The following is a 14,068-nucleotide window of genomic DNA, read 5'->3' as shown; positions in this document are numbered from 1 at the left end:
ATCGGGTCGGATCCAAACGGATCAGTCGCGCCACGTGACAGCTTGGTCGACAACCAGTCACCGAAGACATGGGGCGAACCACCGAACTACACGGCCGCACCGCGGCCGATGTTGGAAGCTTCCGCATCTTGCACATACCACCGATATCTGATCATAAGAAACTCCACGGGTGGTACCGGCGGAAATCGAGACACCCTGGTATCAGCCCCCGCATTGGGATATCCATGTCGTTCATGAAGCGACTTCTCATAGCGGCCGGAGGTGGCGGCGACGCCATCACGACGGCGATGGTGCACGCCGCTCTCCACGGCGCCGACGAACCCGCCCTGGTGCTGACGTACGCCTGGGAGCGGCTGGTGGTGGACCCGGTGCCGGGGCCGCGCCGGCCGTCCGACTTCACCGGCACCGTGCCGGCCGGCCCGACGCTGCGACTGGTCACCCCGACCTCGGCGCCCCGCCCGCCCGCCGGTTCCCTGCTCCCCCGTCTGGCTGCCGACCTGCGGCCGGAGTTGGGCCTGCTCGACCCCTACGGCGGGGCCGTGGGACTCGCGCAACAGATCACCGAAGCAGCGGCGTACTGCCGGGCGGAGCGGATCGACGTCGTGGACGTCGGCGGCGACGTCCTGGCCGACGGCACCGAGCCCACCCTGCGCAGCCCCCTCGGCGACGCCCTGGCGCTGGCCGCCTGCGCGCACACCGGCATCGCCACCGCGGTGCACGTCGCCGGGCCGGGCCTCGACTCCGAGGTACCCGAGTCCGCGCTGCTGCCCTTGTTGGGGACGCCCCTACACACCCTGACCGCCGCCGACACCCTGGCGGTGGAGCGCGTCTTCGACTGGCACCCCTCGGAGGCGAGCGCCTTGTTGGTCGCGGCGGCCCGGGGCACCCGCGGCGTCTGCGGGACGCGGGACTCCGCCCACCCTGTCACGCTCACCGCCGCCAGTCCCCACGTCTACCGGCTCCCCTTGGCGCGCGCCCTCGAAATCAACCCCTTGGCCCGGGCGTTGGCCGGGACCACCGAGCTCGCGGAGGCGGAGCGGGCGAGCGAGCGGGTCTGCGGGTTCTCCGAGATCGCCCGGGAACGTGACCGCGCGGCCCGGATGGGTCCGACGACGACCCCGGCAGGCGCCGTCGGCGACCGCCCGGTCGCGCCGCAGGCGCTGGCGGAGCGCTTCACGCAATGGGAACGACGGACCGTCCGGAGCGGGGTCGGCTACGTCACCACGCGCCGCATCGTCGAGGAACTCGGCCTGGGCCGGGACGAGTTCGCGGTGCTGCGCGCCCACCTGCGCACGACGGCCCCGGCCCGGCACGTCCCCCCGCTGTGGCGACTGGCAACGGCCGGCTGACCACGGCCGACGCCCCGCCCTGGGCGGTCCGCGCGGGAGCACGAGCTCCGCGGACCCCGTCGGGCGGGGCGTTCCGTTGCTGCGGGCGCAGTCCGCCCCCCACCCCGGTCGAACACGCTGGTAGCGTCTCCGCCGTTGTTGAGTGCGTGTCACCTGCACGCACCGGACGGGGAGGACGAACGCACCATGATGGGCCATTCGCACGCGATGAGCGGTGCCCTGCTCTTCGCGGCCACCACACCGTTCCTGCCCCCGCTGGTGATGCACGCCCACCTCGCGCCGCAGGAGATCCTGATGGGCACGGTGCTGTGCGCCGGCGCCGCGCTGCTGCCCGACCTGGACCACCACGACGGCACCATCGCCAACTTCCTCGGCCCGGTGTCCAAGGCCCTGTGCCGGTTCGTGGCCTGGATCTCGGGCGGCCACCGGCACGCCACCCACTCGCTGTTGTTCGTGGCCTTGATGACCGCGGGCACCTGGGCCGGTGTGACGTACCTGGGACGGCCGTTCACCCTCGGCATGACGTTCTTCCTCCTGGCCCTCGCGGTCCGGGCGCTCAACCTGTGCCCGCCCGGCCACGGGTTCTCCGCCTGGAGCACGATCGTCGCCATGGCCGGCATCGGCACCGCGGTGATAGCCAAGTTCATCCCCTCGGCGCCGGGCTGGCTGCCGTACGCCGTCGGTCTGGGGTGCCTGGCCCATCTACTGGGCGACTCCATCACCAAACAGGGTGCCCCGTGGCTGTGGCCGCTGAAGAACCGCTACGAGATCGTCATCATCAAGCACAGCGGCAACAAGCTGGAGACGGAGATCCTCACTCCGATCATGGGTGTGGCCACCGTCGTCCTGCTGTGGTTCACCGCGCTGTCGCCGCACTCCTTCAGCTGAGGCCGCGCCCCGGTCTCGGGGCGGGGGCGTTCACCGGCGCGCATGGTTACCGATGAATGGGCGACTCGCAGGGCAACGAACGAGCCTCCAGGGCGGACGGGACGCAAGTCGGACGAGCTTCAGGTGCGGTGCGCCGCGGTGCGGTGAAGACCGCTGCCGTGCGCGATTCGCGCCCGGCGGAGGCCGCCCGGGGCGCCGTACGGCTGGCGCTCCTGCCGGACGACGGGCCGACCGGCGGGTTCTTCTCCTGGGACGGCACGCCCGTGCCCTGGTGACCGTGGCGCCTGGCGCGGCCCGGTGGCGCTAGATGCCGAGGCCGACCAGGGCGCCGAGGTTCGTCTCGTAGCCCGCGTCCCGCTCGGCGCCGGTGTCCGCGGAGGCGGCGGAGGCCGCTCCGATCGAGAGCAGGACGGCCATCAGGGGAACCGCGACGAGCCGCAGGGCGCGGGAGCGGTGCGCGGCGGCGGTGGCGGGGCGCGCGTGGTCGACGTCGTGGGTGTTCTCTGCCAGCTGCGTGGGGTTCATGCGACAAGAGGTAGTGCATGCGCGGGCACGTTGCGCGGGGCGCGCCGTGGATGCGGTGCGCGAGGGCACGATCGGCGGGACGCCCGGCGAGCCGCTCTGGCGCCGGTCCCCGTCCAGCGGTGTCACGTCTCGGCGCAAGCGGGCGCGGCCCGGGGCCGGTTGTCCGGCCCCGGGTCGGCGGGCAGTGCGCGGGGGTGCGTTACGGCGCCATCTCGTACGTCCCGGCCAGTGCCTCGACGCGCTGCCAGACACGGGCGGACCGGGCCTCGTCGGTGACCGGGCGACGGACCGCGCCCAGTGCCCAGCGCTGCTGGTCCTCAGTGGCGGAGTCCTTGCCGTGCAGCTCGACGGCGTGCGCGGAGAAGTCCCGGACGAGGACCGCGAACAACTCGTCCAAAACGTCGTTCTCCAGGCCGGTCAGGTCCGCCTGCTCCAGGATCAGCTGGCCGTGCACGACCAGCGCGAAGAGCTGGCCGACGGCGAGGAGGAGGTCCAGGTCGCGGCTCTGCTCCTCGTCGGGGGCGGCGGTGGTGACGAACGCGCAGAGCGCATCGGCCTGTTCGCGGAAACGGGCGACGTTGGGCAGCTCGGCGTAGCGGTCGTAGGCGGCGCGCCAGTCGTGGAAGCGGATGGCGCCCAGGCCGCGGGCGGGCCCCTGCCGGAAGAGGAAGGCGTCGTCGGCCGCGTCGAGGCGGGTGGGCACCGGCGCGTACGCGGCGGGGTTGAGCAGGTGGTTGCCCATGAACTTCAGGATCAGGGCGAGGTTGACGTGGACCGTGCCCTCCAGCTTCGGCAGGCCCCGGATCTCGGTGGCCGCCTGGGCGAAGTAGGTGTCCTTCTCGAAGCCCTTGGCGGCGATGACGTCCCACATCAGGTCGATGACCTTCTCGCCCTCGGTGGTCACCTTCATCTTCGTCATGGGGTTGAAGAGCAGGTAACGGCGGTCGTCGGGGCCGGCGGAGCGGAAGTAGTCGACGGCGCGGTCGCTGAACAGCTTCATGCCGACGAGGCGGACGTAGGCGTCGGTCAGTTCGCGGCGCACGTGCGGGAAGGCGGTGACCGGGCGCCCGTAGAGGATGCGGTTCTGGGCGTGGGTGACGGCCTCGTACATGGCGTGTTCGCAGATGCCGATGGCGCCGGTGCAGAGGTTGAACTTGCCGACGTTGACGGTGTTGAGCGCGGCGTCGAAGGCGGCGCGCCCGGTGTGCAGGACGTCCTCGGGCCCCACCGGGTAGTCGTCGAGGCGGAACTCGCTGACGTACTTGGAGGAGTCGACGACGTTCTTCACCAGGTGGTACGCCGGGTGACGGCTGTCGGCGGCGAAGAAGACGTAGCCGTCCGGGCCCTCGACGTCGGTGCGGCGGCCGAAGACCGAGACCAGGCCGGCGGCGTTGCCGTTGCCGATGTAGTACTTGGCGCCGCTGGCCCGGAAGCCGCCCTCGCCGTCCGGCTCCAGCAGCATGTCGGTGGAGTAGATGTCGGCGCCGTGGGCCTTCTCGGACAGGCCGAAGGCGAACACCTCACCCTGGTCGAGGAGTGCGGCGGCGCGGTCGCGGGCGGCGGTGTTGTCGCTCTGCCAGACCGGGCCGAGTCCGAGGATGGTGACCTGCCAGGCGTACCAGTAGTCCAGCCCGTAGAAGCCGAAGATCTCGTTGAGGGCGGCTATCCGGGCGGTGTCCCAGCGCTTGTCGGGCTGCCCGTCCGCGGCGGAGGCGGGGGTGAGGAACTTCGCGAACAGCCCCTCCTTCGCGGCGAATTCGAGGAAGTCCGCCAGCCAGGCACGGGAGCGGTAGTCCTCGATGAGCTTGCGCTTGCCGCGCGCCTCGAACCAGTCGACGGTGGCGCGCAGCAGTCGACGGGTCTCGGCGTCGAAGTGCGCGGGGTCGTAGGTGCGGGGGTTGAACAGCAGGGAATCCGCCATGGGGGGACGCCTTTCCGAGCTCGGTGGTTTCGGGTGAGGGGTTCGGGGCCGCGGCGCCCGCGCGGGGTCAGGGCGCGGGGCGGAGCCGGTGGAGGGTGGCGAGGACGTCGTCGAGCCAGGCGATCGTCATCCGCTCGTAGGCGATGCCGCCGCGCAGCACGACGTGTTGGAGTTCCTGTCCGGCGTCGAGCGGGGCGTCGGCCCCGGGGCCGGTGAAGTCGCGCCGCTCGCCCGCGAGGTAGTGGGTGAGCCGGTCGGCGTGTGCCTGGCGGTGTCGCTCGACCTCGCGGATCAGCGCGGCCGGGTCGTCGAAGACCGCGCCGCGGATCTTGACGGCGAGGTCGTGCCGGACGCTCTCGGGTTCGACCGGTTCGTGCAGCCACCCGGAGAGCGCGGCGCGGCCGGGGCCGGTGACGGAGTACTCCTTCTTGTCCGGCCGGCCCTGCTGCGGCACGTCGCGGACGTCGATCCAGCCGTCCTGCTCCATCCGCTTGAGCACGCGGTAGATCTGCTGGTGGGTCGCGGTCCAGAAGTAGCCGATGGACCGCTCGAAGCGCCGGGACAGCTCGTAGCCGGAGCCCGGTTTCTCCAGCAGGGAGACGAGGATCGCGTGTTCGAGCGCCATGCCCCGATCTTGCTATGCAACTCGTTGCATAGACAAGCGGCACCGCCCGGGTGAGACGCGGCTCACCCGGGCGGCATCCCGTCGGACGGTCGTCGCGACCGGCGGCGTCGTCAGCGCACGACCTCGAAGACCTGCTTCTGCACGCCGTTGGCGTAGGCGTCGTGCTCGATGAGCTTCAGCTTCTGGGCGTCCTTGTCCGCGGCGCTGAACAGGCGCTTGCCGGCGCCGAGCAGCAGCGGGTAGACGAGCAGGTGGTAGCGGTCGATCAGACCGGCGTCCGAGAGGGCGCGGTTCAACGAGGCGCTGCCCTGGACGATGATCGGCCCGCCCTCGCTCCGCTTCAGGTCGGCGACCTCGTCGAGCGAGCGCAGGATCGTGGTCTCGCCCCAGTCGGAGACCAGTTGGTCCTCGGTGAGGGTGGTGGAGACGACGTACTTCGGCAGCGTCTTGTAGCGGGCGAACTCCGGCATGGTCGGCCACACCGGGCTGAACGCCTCGTAGCTGACCCGGCCCATCAGGATCGCGGTGGCCTCCTCCTGCTCCCGCCCCTTGATCTCGAACGCCTCGGGCACGAACTCGACGTCCTTGAAGGTCCAGCCGGCGTTGCGGTAGCCGGATTCGCCGCCGGGGGCCTCCACGACGCCGTCGAGGGAGACGAAGGCCGTGCTGATCAGAGTACGCATGGGTGATTCCTCGGTTTCTCGGGTGCGGGCGGCTTCTCGTGCGTGCCCGGCGTGCGCCGTGCCTGCGGTGTCAGGCGAGGGCCGCGGCCAGCCACTGCTGCCAGGCGGCCTCGGCTCCGTGCGGGTTCGGGCCGAAGAGGTGGTGGAACATCAGCACCGGGCCGCCGATGCCGTGGTGGAAGGTGTAGAGCCCGTCACCGGTCCGGACCTCGAAGCGCTCGTCGTCCGCCCAGACGACCTCGCCGTCCAGGGGCGGCAGGCCCGCCGGCTCCGCGTGCACCCGCGTGCCGTCGACGAGCGAGGCCGGCAGCGACAGGGCCCGGTACAGGGCCGCACGCACCTCCTCCGCCGGCCGGTCGCCCGGCGTCGCCACGGCGAAGACCGGCACGCCGGTGCGGCCGCGGAAGTGGCCGAGGTACTGGCCCAGGGTGTGGAGGTGGAACGGCCAGCCGCGGCGCAGTGCGTCGTACTCGTCCTCCCAGTCGTCGCCGAGCAGGCCGCTGTGGACGACGCGGAGTACGGTGCTGCCCTGCTCCCGGCCCTCGATCAGGTACTCGAACGCCATGAAGCGGCCGTCGTCGGCGGTGCCCGTGCGGGTGGCGAAGCGTCGGCCCGGCTCGTAGGCGGTGACCACGGCCTCCTCGCGGTGGCCGCCGGTTTCCATCCCGGCGACACCGCCCTCGCGCGGTTCGACGTCGTTGCACCCCATGAACCAGGAGTCGATCCCCGGCCCCGTGGCGATGGCCTCCCAGACCTCTTCCGGGGTCGCCGGCAGGGTCGTCGCCAGCTCGATCTCGAACGGATGGGTCATCTTCACGCGTCCTGTCCTGCTGTGGTGTGCGTCGTTGCGGTCTCTCCGGACGGCTGCGGATCCGTCTGCCCGCTCGGATCCGCGGGCTGCACGGCGGGGATCTGGTGGAGTCCGACCACCACGCGGTGACTGCGGCCCCGCGGGGCGGACTCGTCGTGGTAGCGGCCGACGAGGTCCGCCACCGTGCGGGTCAGTTCGTCGGCGAACGCCGCCCGGTCGGCCGCGGAGGCGAACCGCACCTCGGTGTCGATCCCGAAGGTCGCGACCCGCTTCCGGGCCCGGGAGGCACCGCTCAGCAGGGCGCCGACCTCCTGCACCAGCCGCGCCCCCAGTGCCAGCAGCCAGCGGGCGGAAAGCTGGTCCGGCGCGCGGGACGGGTCCGGACTGACGGCGCTCAGGGCGCTCGGGGAGATCACGTAGGAGGCGGCGGTGGCCTGGTAGATCCGCTCGGTGACGTTCCCCTTGCGGCGCTCCTCGGCGAGCTCGACCAGCCCGTGGCGCTCCAGTTCCTTCAGGTGGTAGTTGATCTTCTGCCGGGGCAGCCCCAGGCGAGCCGCCAACATGGCGGCTGAACCGGGCTCGGCGAGGGCGGCGAGGATCCCTGACCGTATGGGGGCCAGGGACGCCTCGGCGGCGGCGGGTTCTTCGATCACGGCGACATCCAGCACCGCTCCAGGATCGTACCGACAAAAAAATTTGTCAAGGAAGGGGAAGTTGTCGGCACGCCCTTCCCTGGACCTCACCGGGAGGGCGGCGCACCGGCGCCCGGCGGGCCGGCAACCGCCGAAGTGCTCAGGTCGGCGACATCCCGCTCCCGAACCGCCAGTGGGAGGTGCGGAGTTCGGGTCCCACGCCACCGCGGGCAAGGACAGCCGCTACGGAGCCCCCTGGCCGCCCCGGCCGCCGTTCCGCGTGGTCGAGCAGCGCGGCCCTGCCGACGGTGACCGGCGGCAGCTGCGTTCCGGTACCTCCGGCGCCGCCACGGCCGTCTCCGGTGCTGCCGACGACGCTTCCCACGAGGCGTCGACGCCACGGCGAGGAGCACGTTCACCGGTTTCAGGGATGCGCGGTCCCGCCACCCTGGGTGCCGGAGTCCCTACAATCGACTGATGCACAAGGACAGCTCCCCCGACGTCGTAGTCGTCGCTCCCGATCCCGGCTGGACGGTCCAGGGCGAGGACCTCGCAGAAGAGTTGCACGTCCTGCTCCGGCCGCTCGCGCTCCACGTCGAGCACATCGGCAGCACGGCGGTGCCCGGTATGGCGGCCAAGCCCGTTCTCGATCTCCAGGTGAGCGTGCGGGATCTGGCGGAGGCGGAGGCCGCGTTCGCCGGGCCGCTGGCCGAGCGGGGCTTCGCCCTCGCGCCGTATCGGCAGGACCACGTTCCCGCCGGCAGTGACGACGATCCAGCGCGCTGGACGAAGCGGCTGTGGATCCGTCAGGGCCATCGGGGGCTGGACGTCAACCTCCATGTCCGGAGGTCCGGTTCGCCGAACGAGCGGCTGGCGCTGCTGTTCCGCGACTGGCTGCGGGCGCACCCCGAGGCGGTACCGGCCTACGCCCGCTTCAAGCAGGTACTGGCGCAGGCCGTTCCGGATCTCGCCACCTACGCCGACGTCAAGGATCCCGTGGTCGATCTCGTGGTCGCCGTCGCCGAGCCCTGGGCACGGGCCACGGGGTGGCAGCCCTGCACCACGACGACGGCTCGGCCCGTGGCCCCCCGTCGCTGACCCCCCTCCCTACAGGTCGCTCGCCGCGGCGGTGCGGGCGGTCCAGGCGACCCACTGCGCCACCGCGTTGGTGGCGTAGCAGCCGGTGGGCAGGAAGAGGGCGAGTTCACAGGCGTACCGCCCCGGTGTGTCGGTGTCCTCGCCGGTCCGCTCGACGCGGACGCGGGTCTGCACGACCGTCGGGCGCAGGCCCTCGGTCCGGCGGATGGCCCCGTCGGTCCAGCGGTAGCGGACGTAGGACAGGGTCGGCGCTCGCCGGAGCAGCGACAGCACGTCGTCGCGGTGCGTGGCGAAGGCGTACGGGATGCCATCGCGGTGGGTTTCGTCGAGCGGGTGCCGATGGAACTGCCGCAGCCGTGCCGTCAGTTGCTCGTTCCAGACGTACGAGGCGTGCGCGCACAGGTAGAAGGCCCTGACCCGGGGGTCGATCGCGTCGAAGAACCCGGCGGCAGGTCCGGCGAATCGGCGGGCGTGCTCCGCCTCAGCGGACCGGGACGCCCGGACGAGGTCGAGCGCGGTCTGGTGGTCGTTCTCCAACAGGGCCCGGCCGATGTGGTGGGTGGTCTTGGGACCGCCAGCCACGCCGAACCGTTGGGTATCGTAGTAGTTGACGAAGAACAGGTCTCTGGTGCGTTCGCCGAGTCCGTCGAGGGCGGCGGCGAACGTCGGGCTCAGCCCGCGGACGGTGATCCGGAAGCCGTTGCCTTCCAGGTGTCCGGCGCGCAGGTCCTGTCGTCCGTAGCCGTGGGGGGTGAGGCTCATGGCGCGGTCGCCGGCGGAGTGACGCGCGTTGAACTCGGCGATCCGGTCCGGGGCGAGGCCGCCGCGGCAGGCGATGTGCTGTTCGGTGACGGCGTCCTCGTCCTTGAGCCCGGCCGCCGTCACGTCGGACGCGGGCACGCCGCAGACCGCAGCGATCCGGTCGATCGCCTCGAACGTGGTGTAGCCGCGCTTGCGCAACCTCAGGTACTGGTAGGGGGCGTCCGGCTCGTCCTGGACGGGCAGGACGATGGTCTCCTGGACTATGAAGTCGGTGTGGCGGGCCTTGAGGACGGGGTGCTCCAGGGTCACTTCGTGCCTTCCGTGCTGAGGGAACTGGCGGGATCCGGGCGGTGCGTGCCGCCGCGCAGGAGCGAGACACCGGTGGCGGCCAAGCAGAGGCAGAGCAGTACGAGCAGGGCCGTGCGGTGGGAGTCGGCGAGGCTCTGGGCGCCTGCGGACACCACGCGGAGCGGTGCGCCGATGTCGTCGGGGGATGCGCGCTCCGACGGCCCGTGGACGGCCACCAGAGCGAGTGAGAGGACCGTGCTGATGAGGTAGCCGGCGCTCTGGAGCACGGATCGGACGCCGTTGGCGATGCCGCGCCGGTGCGGCGGTACCAGCGTCATGAGCTCACCGGTGTTCGGTACGCCGAAGATGCCGGCGCCGGCTCCGGTCAGGAACAGTCCCAGTCCGATGAGCGCCGTGGGCGCCGGCGGGCCGAGTGCGATCACCAGGAACGCGATGCCCAGTGCGGACGTCGCGGTGCCCGCGCTGGACAGCACGCGTGCCGGATAGCGGGTGGCCAGGCGTCCGGCCAGCGGAGCGGTGAGCATGGCCCCGACGGACATGAGCATGACCTGGAGGCCGGCGGAGAGGGCGTCCAGGCGCTCGACCGTCTGGAGGTAGAGGGACATGACCAGCACGACGGAGAAGTAGGACACCGCCGTCAGGAAGGCGGCCAGCAGCGCTATCGTCCGCCGCCGGTCGCGGAACAGCCACGGATCCATCAGGGGGTACCGGCGGCGGCTCTGCACCACGGGGAACACGAGCAGGGCGGACACCGACAGGGCGGCACAGAGCAGCACGGTCGCGCTCGTCCATCCCCCGGCGACGCTCCCGTCCCCGCGGCCGCTCTCGGTCAGTGCCAGTGATCCACCGCCCAGGAACACCACGGACAACAGGGCACCCGCCACGTCGAACCGCTCGGACGCACCGCGGCCGTGGTCCGGGCGCAGGATGGCGGCGGACCAGACCAGGGCCGCCAGTCCGGCTCCCCCGCTGGTCCAGAAGACTCCCGACCAGCCCCAGGCGTTGGTGAGCAGTCCGCCCAGCAGGGGCCCGGCGGCCTGGGTGGCGGAGATCAGTATGGCGTTGATGCCGAGGGCCTTGGTCAGCCGCTCGGGAGGAAAGGCGTCCGCGAGCAGTGCGGTGGTGTTGGTGATCACGGCCGAGGCCCCCACGCCTTGGAGGACCCGGCCGAGGATGAGGATCCAGGCGTTCGGGGCCAGGGCGCAGCCGATGCTGGCGGCGGTGAACGCGGCGATTCCGGCCAGATAGAGCCGACGGCGCCCGAACAGGTCCGCGAGGCGCCCCCAGACCAACAGCAGGACGGTACTGGCCAGGAGGTATCCGACCATGATCCAGCTGGTCTGGGCGGCGGACGCCTCGAAGTGCCGGACGACGTCGGGCAGGGCCACGTCCAGACCGCTGGTGTTGAGGCCGGTCAGCAGGGCGGTGAACGAGGTCGCGGAGAGCACCCGGCGGCCGTAGCCGGTCGAGGGCGGGCTGAGGGCCGGGGCCGTGCGGACGGTGTCGTGGGGGCGGGTCAAGGAGGGACATCCGATCGGTCGCGGGACTGGCACGGGCAGTAGTGCAACCTGCGCGACGGCCTCTCAGTCACGCGCCGGCTCGGGGCCCGCTCGACCACCCGTCGCACCGGGCCGCTGCGCGTCGTCGAGGGCGGCGTCGCCCGGGTGTGCCTCCTGGTGGCCGGAACCGGTGTCGGCCGTGGGATCGATGAAGTGCAGCAGCAGGGTGCGCCGGTCCTGGCGTGCGTCGGCGGAGACCGGGGTGACGGAGTGCCAGGAGTCGGCCGACCGGACCAGCAGCACCGAGGAGCCCTGGTGGGGCGCGACCTCGGTCGTGACGTCGTCGGGTGCGCACGAGCCGAGGATCCGCAGCGTGCCGCGCCAGTGGGCCGGCCACCGGGAGTTGAAGTACCAGAGTTGGGTGACCACCTTGTCGGCGCGGTCGGTGTGCGGTGCGATCCAGTAGCCGGGGCCGTAGCGGACCGCCCGGGCCTCCACGGCGCAGTGTTCGAGCCGGCAACCGGTCGTCTCGGCGACGGCGGCGCGGTAGTCGGGTGCGGCCAGTTCGTCGACGAGCCGTTGCCACAGGGGTGTGAGGGCGTGGTGGCTGTCGGCGACCGGGCGGCCCTGGGTGATCAGGGGCAGGTTGCGCGTGCGGTAGGTCTTCTCCGCGCCGTTGCCCGTGCGCTCGGTCAGTTGGAAGCCTCGGGTGGGGAATTCGGCCTCCAGTCTGCGCGCGGTCTCGCCGGCGACGACGCCGTCGCGCAGGGTGCCGGGGATTTCCGCCCAGCGGTACGGCCGCTCGGCGAGTTCCGCCCGTCGCAGCACGGACAGGTCGAGAAGGCGGCCGGGGCCTCGGGGCGGGGTGGCGACGAGGGGCGACGGGACCTCAGGCATGGGTCCTCGCCTCCTGTTCCGGTGCCGGGGTGGTTCCGGAGGTGATCCTCGCGCCCAGGGAGCGGAGTTTGGCGGGGAGTCGGTCGTAGCCGCGGGCCAGGTGCTCCACGCCGTACAGCCGGTGCGGGGTGCCGATGGCCAGGGCCGCGAGCAGCAGGGCGGCGGCGGCCCGCAGGTCGTTGCCGCGAAGCGGACCGGGCGCAGGGTGCAGCGGGCCGGGGAGGATGCGCAGTTCCTGACCGTCCACCGTGAGGCGTGCGCCCATGGAGCGCAGTCCGTCGACGTAGCCGAACCGCCCCGACCAGACGGTCTCCACGAGCGCCGAGGCCCCCGAGGCGGCGAGCAGGAGGAGGGCGAAGAGGGGCTGGGCGTCGCTGTACACCAGGTGGGAGGCGGCAATGACGCGGTCCGGTGCGAGGGGGCTGGTGGCGGGGCGGACGTGCAGCAGTTCTCCGTCCCAGGCGAGCGGGACTCCGATGTTCCCCAAGTGGTGGAGTTCCGGGGCGAGTCCGTCCCGCACCACCTCCGGGCGGTCCAGCCGCAGGGTCAGGTTCCGGTCGAGCAGGACGCTCGCCGTGACGAACGTGATCACTTCCATCAGGTCCGAGGGCAGGGTGACGGAGGTGGCGCGGAGGGGCCCGTCCGCTCCCTGGACCTCGATGCTCTCCGGACGCACGTCCACCGCCACCCCGGCCCGCGCCAGCACGTGGGCCAGTTCCTGGGCGTCGGGTTTGGGATAGGGGTGCCGCAGCACCGTGTTGCCCCGGGCGGTGGCCGCCGCGAGCAGTGCGGTCTTGGTGGCGCCCGAGTAGTGGGGGCCGGTGGGGAGGCCGCGGTGCGGGTCGGGCGTGGCGAAGTCGCCCAGGTCGATCACCGCGCCGCGCAGTCCGCGGGGGCCGTGGCGGTCAGTCCGGCACCGTCGGTGGTGCAGCACGCCCCGAAGCGTTCCAGCACCCGGGCGATGTGTTCCACCGGCCGACCGCCGCGGCTTCCGCCGCCGATCCGGCAGCCGCCGTGCGCCCCGGATTCCACCCGCCCGTGCCTGGCCAGCAGGACCGGGAGCAGGTAGGCGCCGCCGTGGACCTGGGCCGACCAGTCAGCCGGGACGCGGTGCCCGTGCAGCGGGGAGGCGTCGATCCGCACCCGGTCCGCGGCTTCGTCGACGTCCACCCGGGCGCCGAGTTGCGTCAACATGGCGGCCAGTGCCTGGCGATCGGTCAACTGCGGTGCGTTGTCCAGGCACCAGGGTTCTTCGGACAGGCACGCCGCGGCCATGGCGGGCACCATGAGGTGCTTGAATCCGGCCATCCGCAGCTCGCCGCCCTGCGGTGGACCGGCCTCGACGTCCCAGTACGGCTCGCGGTGGATGGGGGCGCCGGGGGACGGCGGAGTCGCCACGGGGGCGTCGGTGGTGTGTCCGCCGGTGGGCGGGGTGGGCGTCAGCTGGGGTTCCACATCTCCACCTGGCAGGTCATCCGGAAGTGCGGGGCGTGGGCGGACACGGGGGCGACCGCGTGCCAGGAGCGTTCCGAGCGCGCGAAGAGCACCGAACGGCCGCCGCCCGGGACAACGGTGGCGTACGGGTGGTCGGACAGGTCGGGTCCGCTGCGGACTTCGAACAGTCCACCGTGCTCGTGCGCCCAGTCGTCGTTGAGGTAGAGGACGTGGGTGGCGCGCTTGCCTGGTTTGTCGGTGTGCGAGGAGATCCGGTCTCCGCCCTGGAAGACGAAGAGTCCGATGTCGAACGTGGTGTCGCCGACGTCGACGCCGATGGTCCGGGCCACCCAGTCGCGGTAGGCGTCCGCCTGGAAGTGCGCGACGAGCCGATGCCACGCCTCGCCCACCTCGGCCATGCCCGGTGCGGCGGCGCCGCGGTGGATCAGCGGCAGGACCGCCATCCGGTAGGTCTTGTCGCCGTCGCCGGTGCGCTCGGCGGGGTGCAGTGCCCCGGGCGGGGGCATCTGCTCCCGGAGCAGCCGGCAGGTCGCTGCCGGGATGACGGAGTGGGCCACGGCCCACGGGTACGGTTCGCCGTGTCGTTCCACCGGCGCGTGCAGGTCGAGCACGGG

15 protein-coding genes and 1 pseudogene are annotated in these 14,068 nt (G+C 72.1%); 4 read left to right on the top strand and 12 right to left on the bottom strand.

Annotated features, from left to right (window positions below; genetic code table 11):
- The first annotated feature begins 233 nt into the window (after window positions 1-233).
- The 3 genes and pseudogenes from ACJ6WD_RS34040 to ACJ6WD_RS34030 form a co-directional block, all read left to right on the top strand.
- A complete protein-coding gene (locus ACJ6WD_RS34040; RefSeq protein ID WP_233661359.1) occupies window positions 234-1,349 on the top strand; it encodes a DUF1152 domain-containing protein in 1,116 nt (371 codons plus the stop codon).
- Between the two features lie 186 nt (window positions 1,350-1,535).
- Window positions 1,536-2,237, top strand: a complete 702-nt coding sequence (locus ACJ6WD_RS34035) for a metal-dependent hydrolase (protein ID WP_233661360.1) — start codon at window positions 1,536-1,538, stop codon at window positions 2,235-2,237.
- A gap of 170 nt (window positions 2,238-2,407) precedes the next feature.
- Window positions 2,408-2,512: pseudogene (locus ACJ6WD_RS34030) on the top strand (short-chain dehydrogenase); the annotation flags it as partial.
- 28 nt (window positions 2,513-2,540) lie between these two features.
- On the opposite strand, the gene ACJ6WD_RS34025 reads toward ACJ6WD_RS34030, so the two are convergent.
- From ACJ6WD_RS34025 to ACJ6WD_RS34000, 6 genes are all read right to left on the bottom strand, one after another.
- Complete coding sequence (locus ACJ6WD_RS34025; protein WP_407617172.1) at window positions 2,541-2,762, bottom strand: hypothetical protein; 222 nt, start codon at window positions 2,760-2,762, stop codon at window positions 2,541-2,543.
- 199 nt (window positions 2,763-2,961) lie between these two features.
- The gene (locus ACJ6WD_RS34020) at window positions 2,962-4,683 is read right to left on the bottom strand and encodes an acyl-CoA dehydrogenase family protein (RefSeq protein ID WP_233661362.1); all 1,722 of its coding nucleotides are present in this window, start codon (window positions 4,681-4,683) and stop codon (window positions 2,962-2,964) included.
- Between the two features lie 67 nt (window positions 4,684-4,750).
- A complete protein-coding gene (locus ACJ6WD_RS34015) occupies window positions 4,751-5,308 on the bottom strand; it encodes a PadR family transcriptional regulator (protein WP_233661363.1) in 558 nt (185 codons plus the stop codon).
- Between the two features lie 110 nt (window positions 5,309-5,418).
- Window positions 5,419-5,991, bottom strand: a complete 573-nt coding sequence (locus tag ACJ6WD_RS34010) for a dihydrofolate reductase family protein (RefSeq protein ID WP_016573673.1) — start codon at window positions 5,989-5,991, stop codon at window positions 5,419-5,421.
- 70 nt (window positions 5,992-6,061) lie between these two features.
- On the bottom strand, window positions 6,062-6,802 hold the full coding sequence (locus ACJ6WD_RS34005) for an SRPBCC family protein (protein WP_407617186.1): 741 nt from the start codon (window positions 6,800-6,802) through the stop codon (window positions 6,062-6,064).
- A gap of 2 nt (window positions 6,803-6,804) precedes the next feature.
- Window positions 6,805-7,470 (bottom strand): helix-turn-helix domain-containing protein, encoded by a 666-nt coding sequence (locus ACJ6WD_RS34000; protein WP_331248944.1) that lies wholly within the window; start codon window positions 7,468-7,470, stop codon window positions 6,805-6,807.
- 441 nt (window positions 7,471-7,911) lie between these two features.
- Here ACJ6WD_RS34000 and ACJ6WD_RS33995 point away from each other — a divergent pair, with 441 nt between their 5' ends.
- Window positions 7,912-8,532, top strand: coding sequence for a GrpB family protein (locus ACJ6WD_RS33995; protein ID WP_233661366.1), 621 nt, complete (start codon window positions 7,912-7,914; stop codon window positions 8,530-8,532).
- 9 nt (window positions 8,533-8,541) lie between these two features.
- Here the strand turns inward: ACJ6WD_RS33995 and truD are convergent, their stop codons facing one another.
- The 6 genes from truD to ACJ6WD_RS33965 form a co-directional block, all read right to left on the bottom strand.
- Window positions 8,542-9,603, bottom strand: coding sequence for a tRNA pseudouridine(13) synthase TruD (gene truD / locus ACJ6WD_RS33990; protein WP_407617171.1), 1,062 nt, complete (start codon window positions 9,601-9,603; stop codon window positions 8,542-8,544).
- Entirely contained in the window at window positions 9,600-11,123 is a 1,524-nt protein-coding gene (locus tag ACJ6WD_RS33985; RefSeq protein WP_407617170.1) for an MFS transporter, read from the bottom strand. The genes truD and ACJ6WD_RS33985 overlap by 4 nt, the downstream gene beginning before the upstream one ends.
- A 63-nt stretch (window positions 11,124-11,186) precedes the next feature.
- Window positions 11,187-11,999 (bottom strand): 2OG-Fe(II) oxygenase, encoded by an 813-nt coding sequence (locus tag ACJ6WD_RS33980; protein ID WP_407617169.1) that lies wholly within the window; start codon window positions 11,997-11,999, stop codon window positions 11,187-11,189.
- A complete protein-coding gene (locus ACJ6WD_RS33975; RefSeq protein WP_407617168.1) occupies window positions 11,992-12,933 on the bottom strand; it encodes a hypothetical protein in 942 nt (313 codons plus the stop codon). Before ACJ6WD_RS33975 ends, ACJ6WD_RS33980 begins: the two co-directional genes overlap by 8 nt.
- Entirely contained in the window at window positions 12,870-13,454 is a 585-nt protein-coding gene (locus ACJ6WD_RS33970) for a hypothetical protein (protein WP_407617167.1), read from the bottom strand. The genes ACJ6WD_RS33975 and ACJ6WD_RS33970 overlap by 64 nt, the downstream gene beginning before the upstream one ends.
- Entirely contained in the window at window positions 13,439-14,065 is a 627-nt protein-coding gene (locus ACJ6WD_RS33965) for a 2OG-Fe(II) oxygenase (protein ID WP_233661371.1), read from the bottom strand. The genes ACJ6WD_RS33970 and ACJ6WD_RS33965 overlap by 16 nt, the downstream gene beginning before the upstream one ends.
- Window positions 14,066-14,068 lie beyond the last annotated feature (3 nt).

The sequence above is a fragment of the Streptomyces sp. VTCC 41912 genome (genome assembly GCF_045799175.1).
Classification (GTDB): Bacteria; Actinomycetota; Actinomycetes; order Streptomycetales; family Streptomycetaceae; genus Streptomyces; species Streptomyces albulus_C.
This window is presented reverse-complemented; position numbering and strand designations above follow the sequence as displayed.

Coding starts and splice junctions, on each gene's coding strand:
- ACJ6WD_RS33995 (WP_233661366.1), top strand. CDS start 7,912: ATGCACAAGGACAGCTCCCCCGACGTCGTAGTCGTCGCTCCCGATCCC.
- ACJ6WD_RS34040 (WP_233661359.1), top strand. CDS start 234: ATGAAGCGACTTCTCATAGCGGCCGGAGGTGGCGGCGACGCCATCACG.
- ACJ6WD_RS34015 (WP_233661363.1), bottom strand. CDS start 5,308: ATGGCGCTCGAACACGCGATCCTCGTCTCCCTGCTGGAGAAACCGGGC.
- ACJ6WD_RS34025 (WP_407617172.1), bottom strand. CDS start 2,762: ATGAACCCCACGCAGCTGGCAGAGAACACCCACGACGTCGACCACGCG.
- ACJ6WD_RS34010 (WP_016573673.1), bottom strand. CDS start 5,991: ATGCGTACTCTGATCAGCACGGCCTTCGTCTCCCTCGACGGCGTCGTG.
- ACJ6WD_RS34020 (WP_233661362.1), bottom strand. CDS start 4,683: ATGGCGGATTCCCTGCTGTTCAACCCCCGCACCTACGACCCCGCGCAC.
- ACJ6WD_RS34005 (WP_407617186.1), bottom strand. CDS start 6,802: ATGACCCATCCGTTCGAGATCGAGCTGGCGACGACCCTGCCGGCGACC.
- ACJ6WD_RS34035 (WP_233661360.1), top strand. CDS start 1,536: ATGATGGGCCATTCGCACGCGATGAGCGGTGCCCTGCTCTTCGCGGCC.
- ACJ6WD_RS33980 (WP_407617169.1), bottom strand. CDS start 11,999: ATGCCTGAGGTCCCGTCGCCCCTCGTCGCCACCCCGCCCCGAGGCCCC.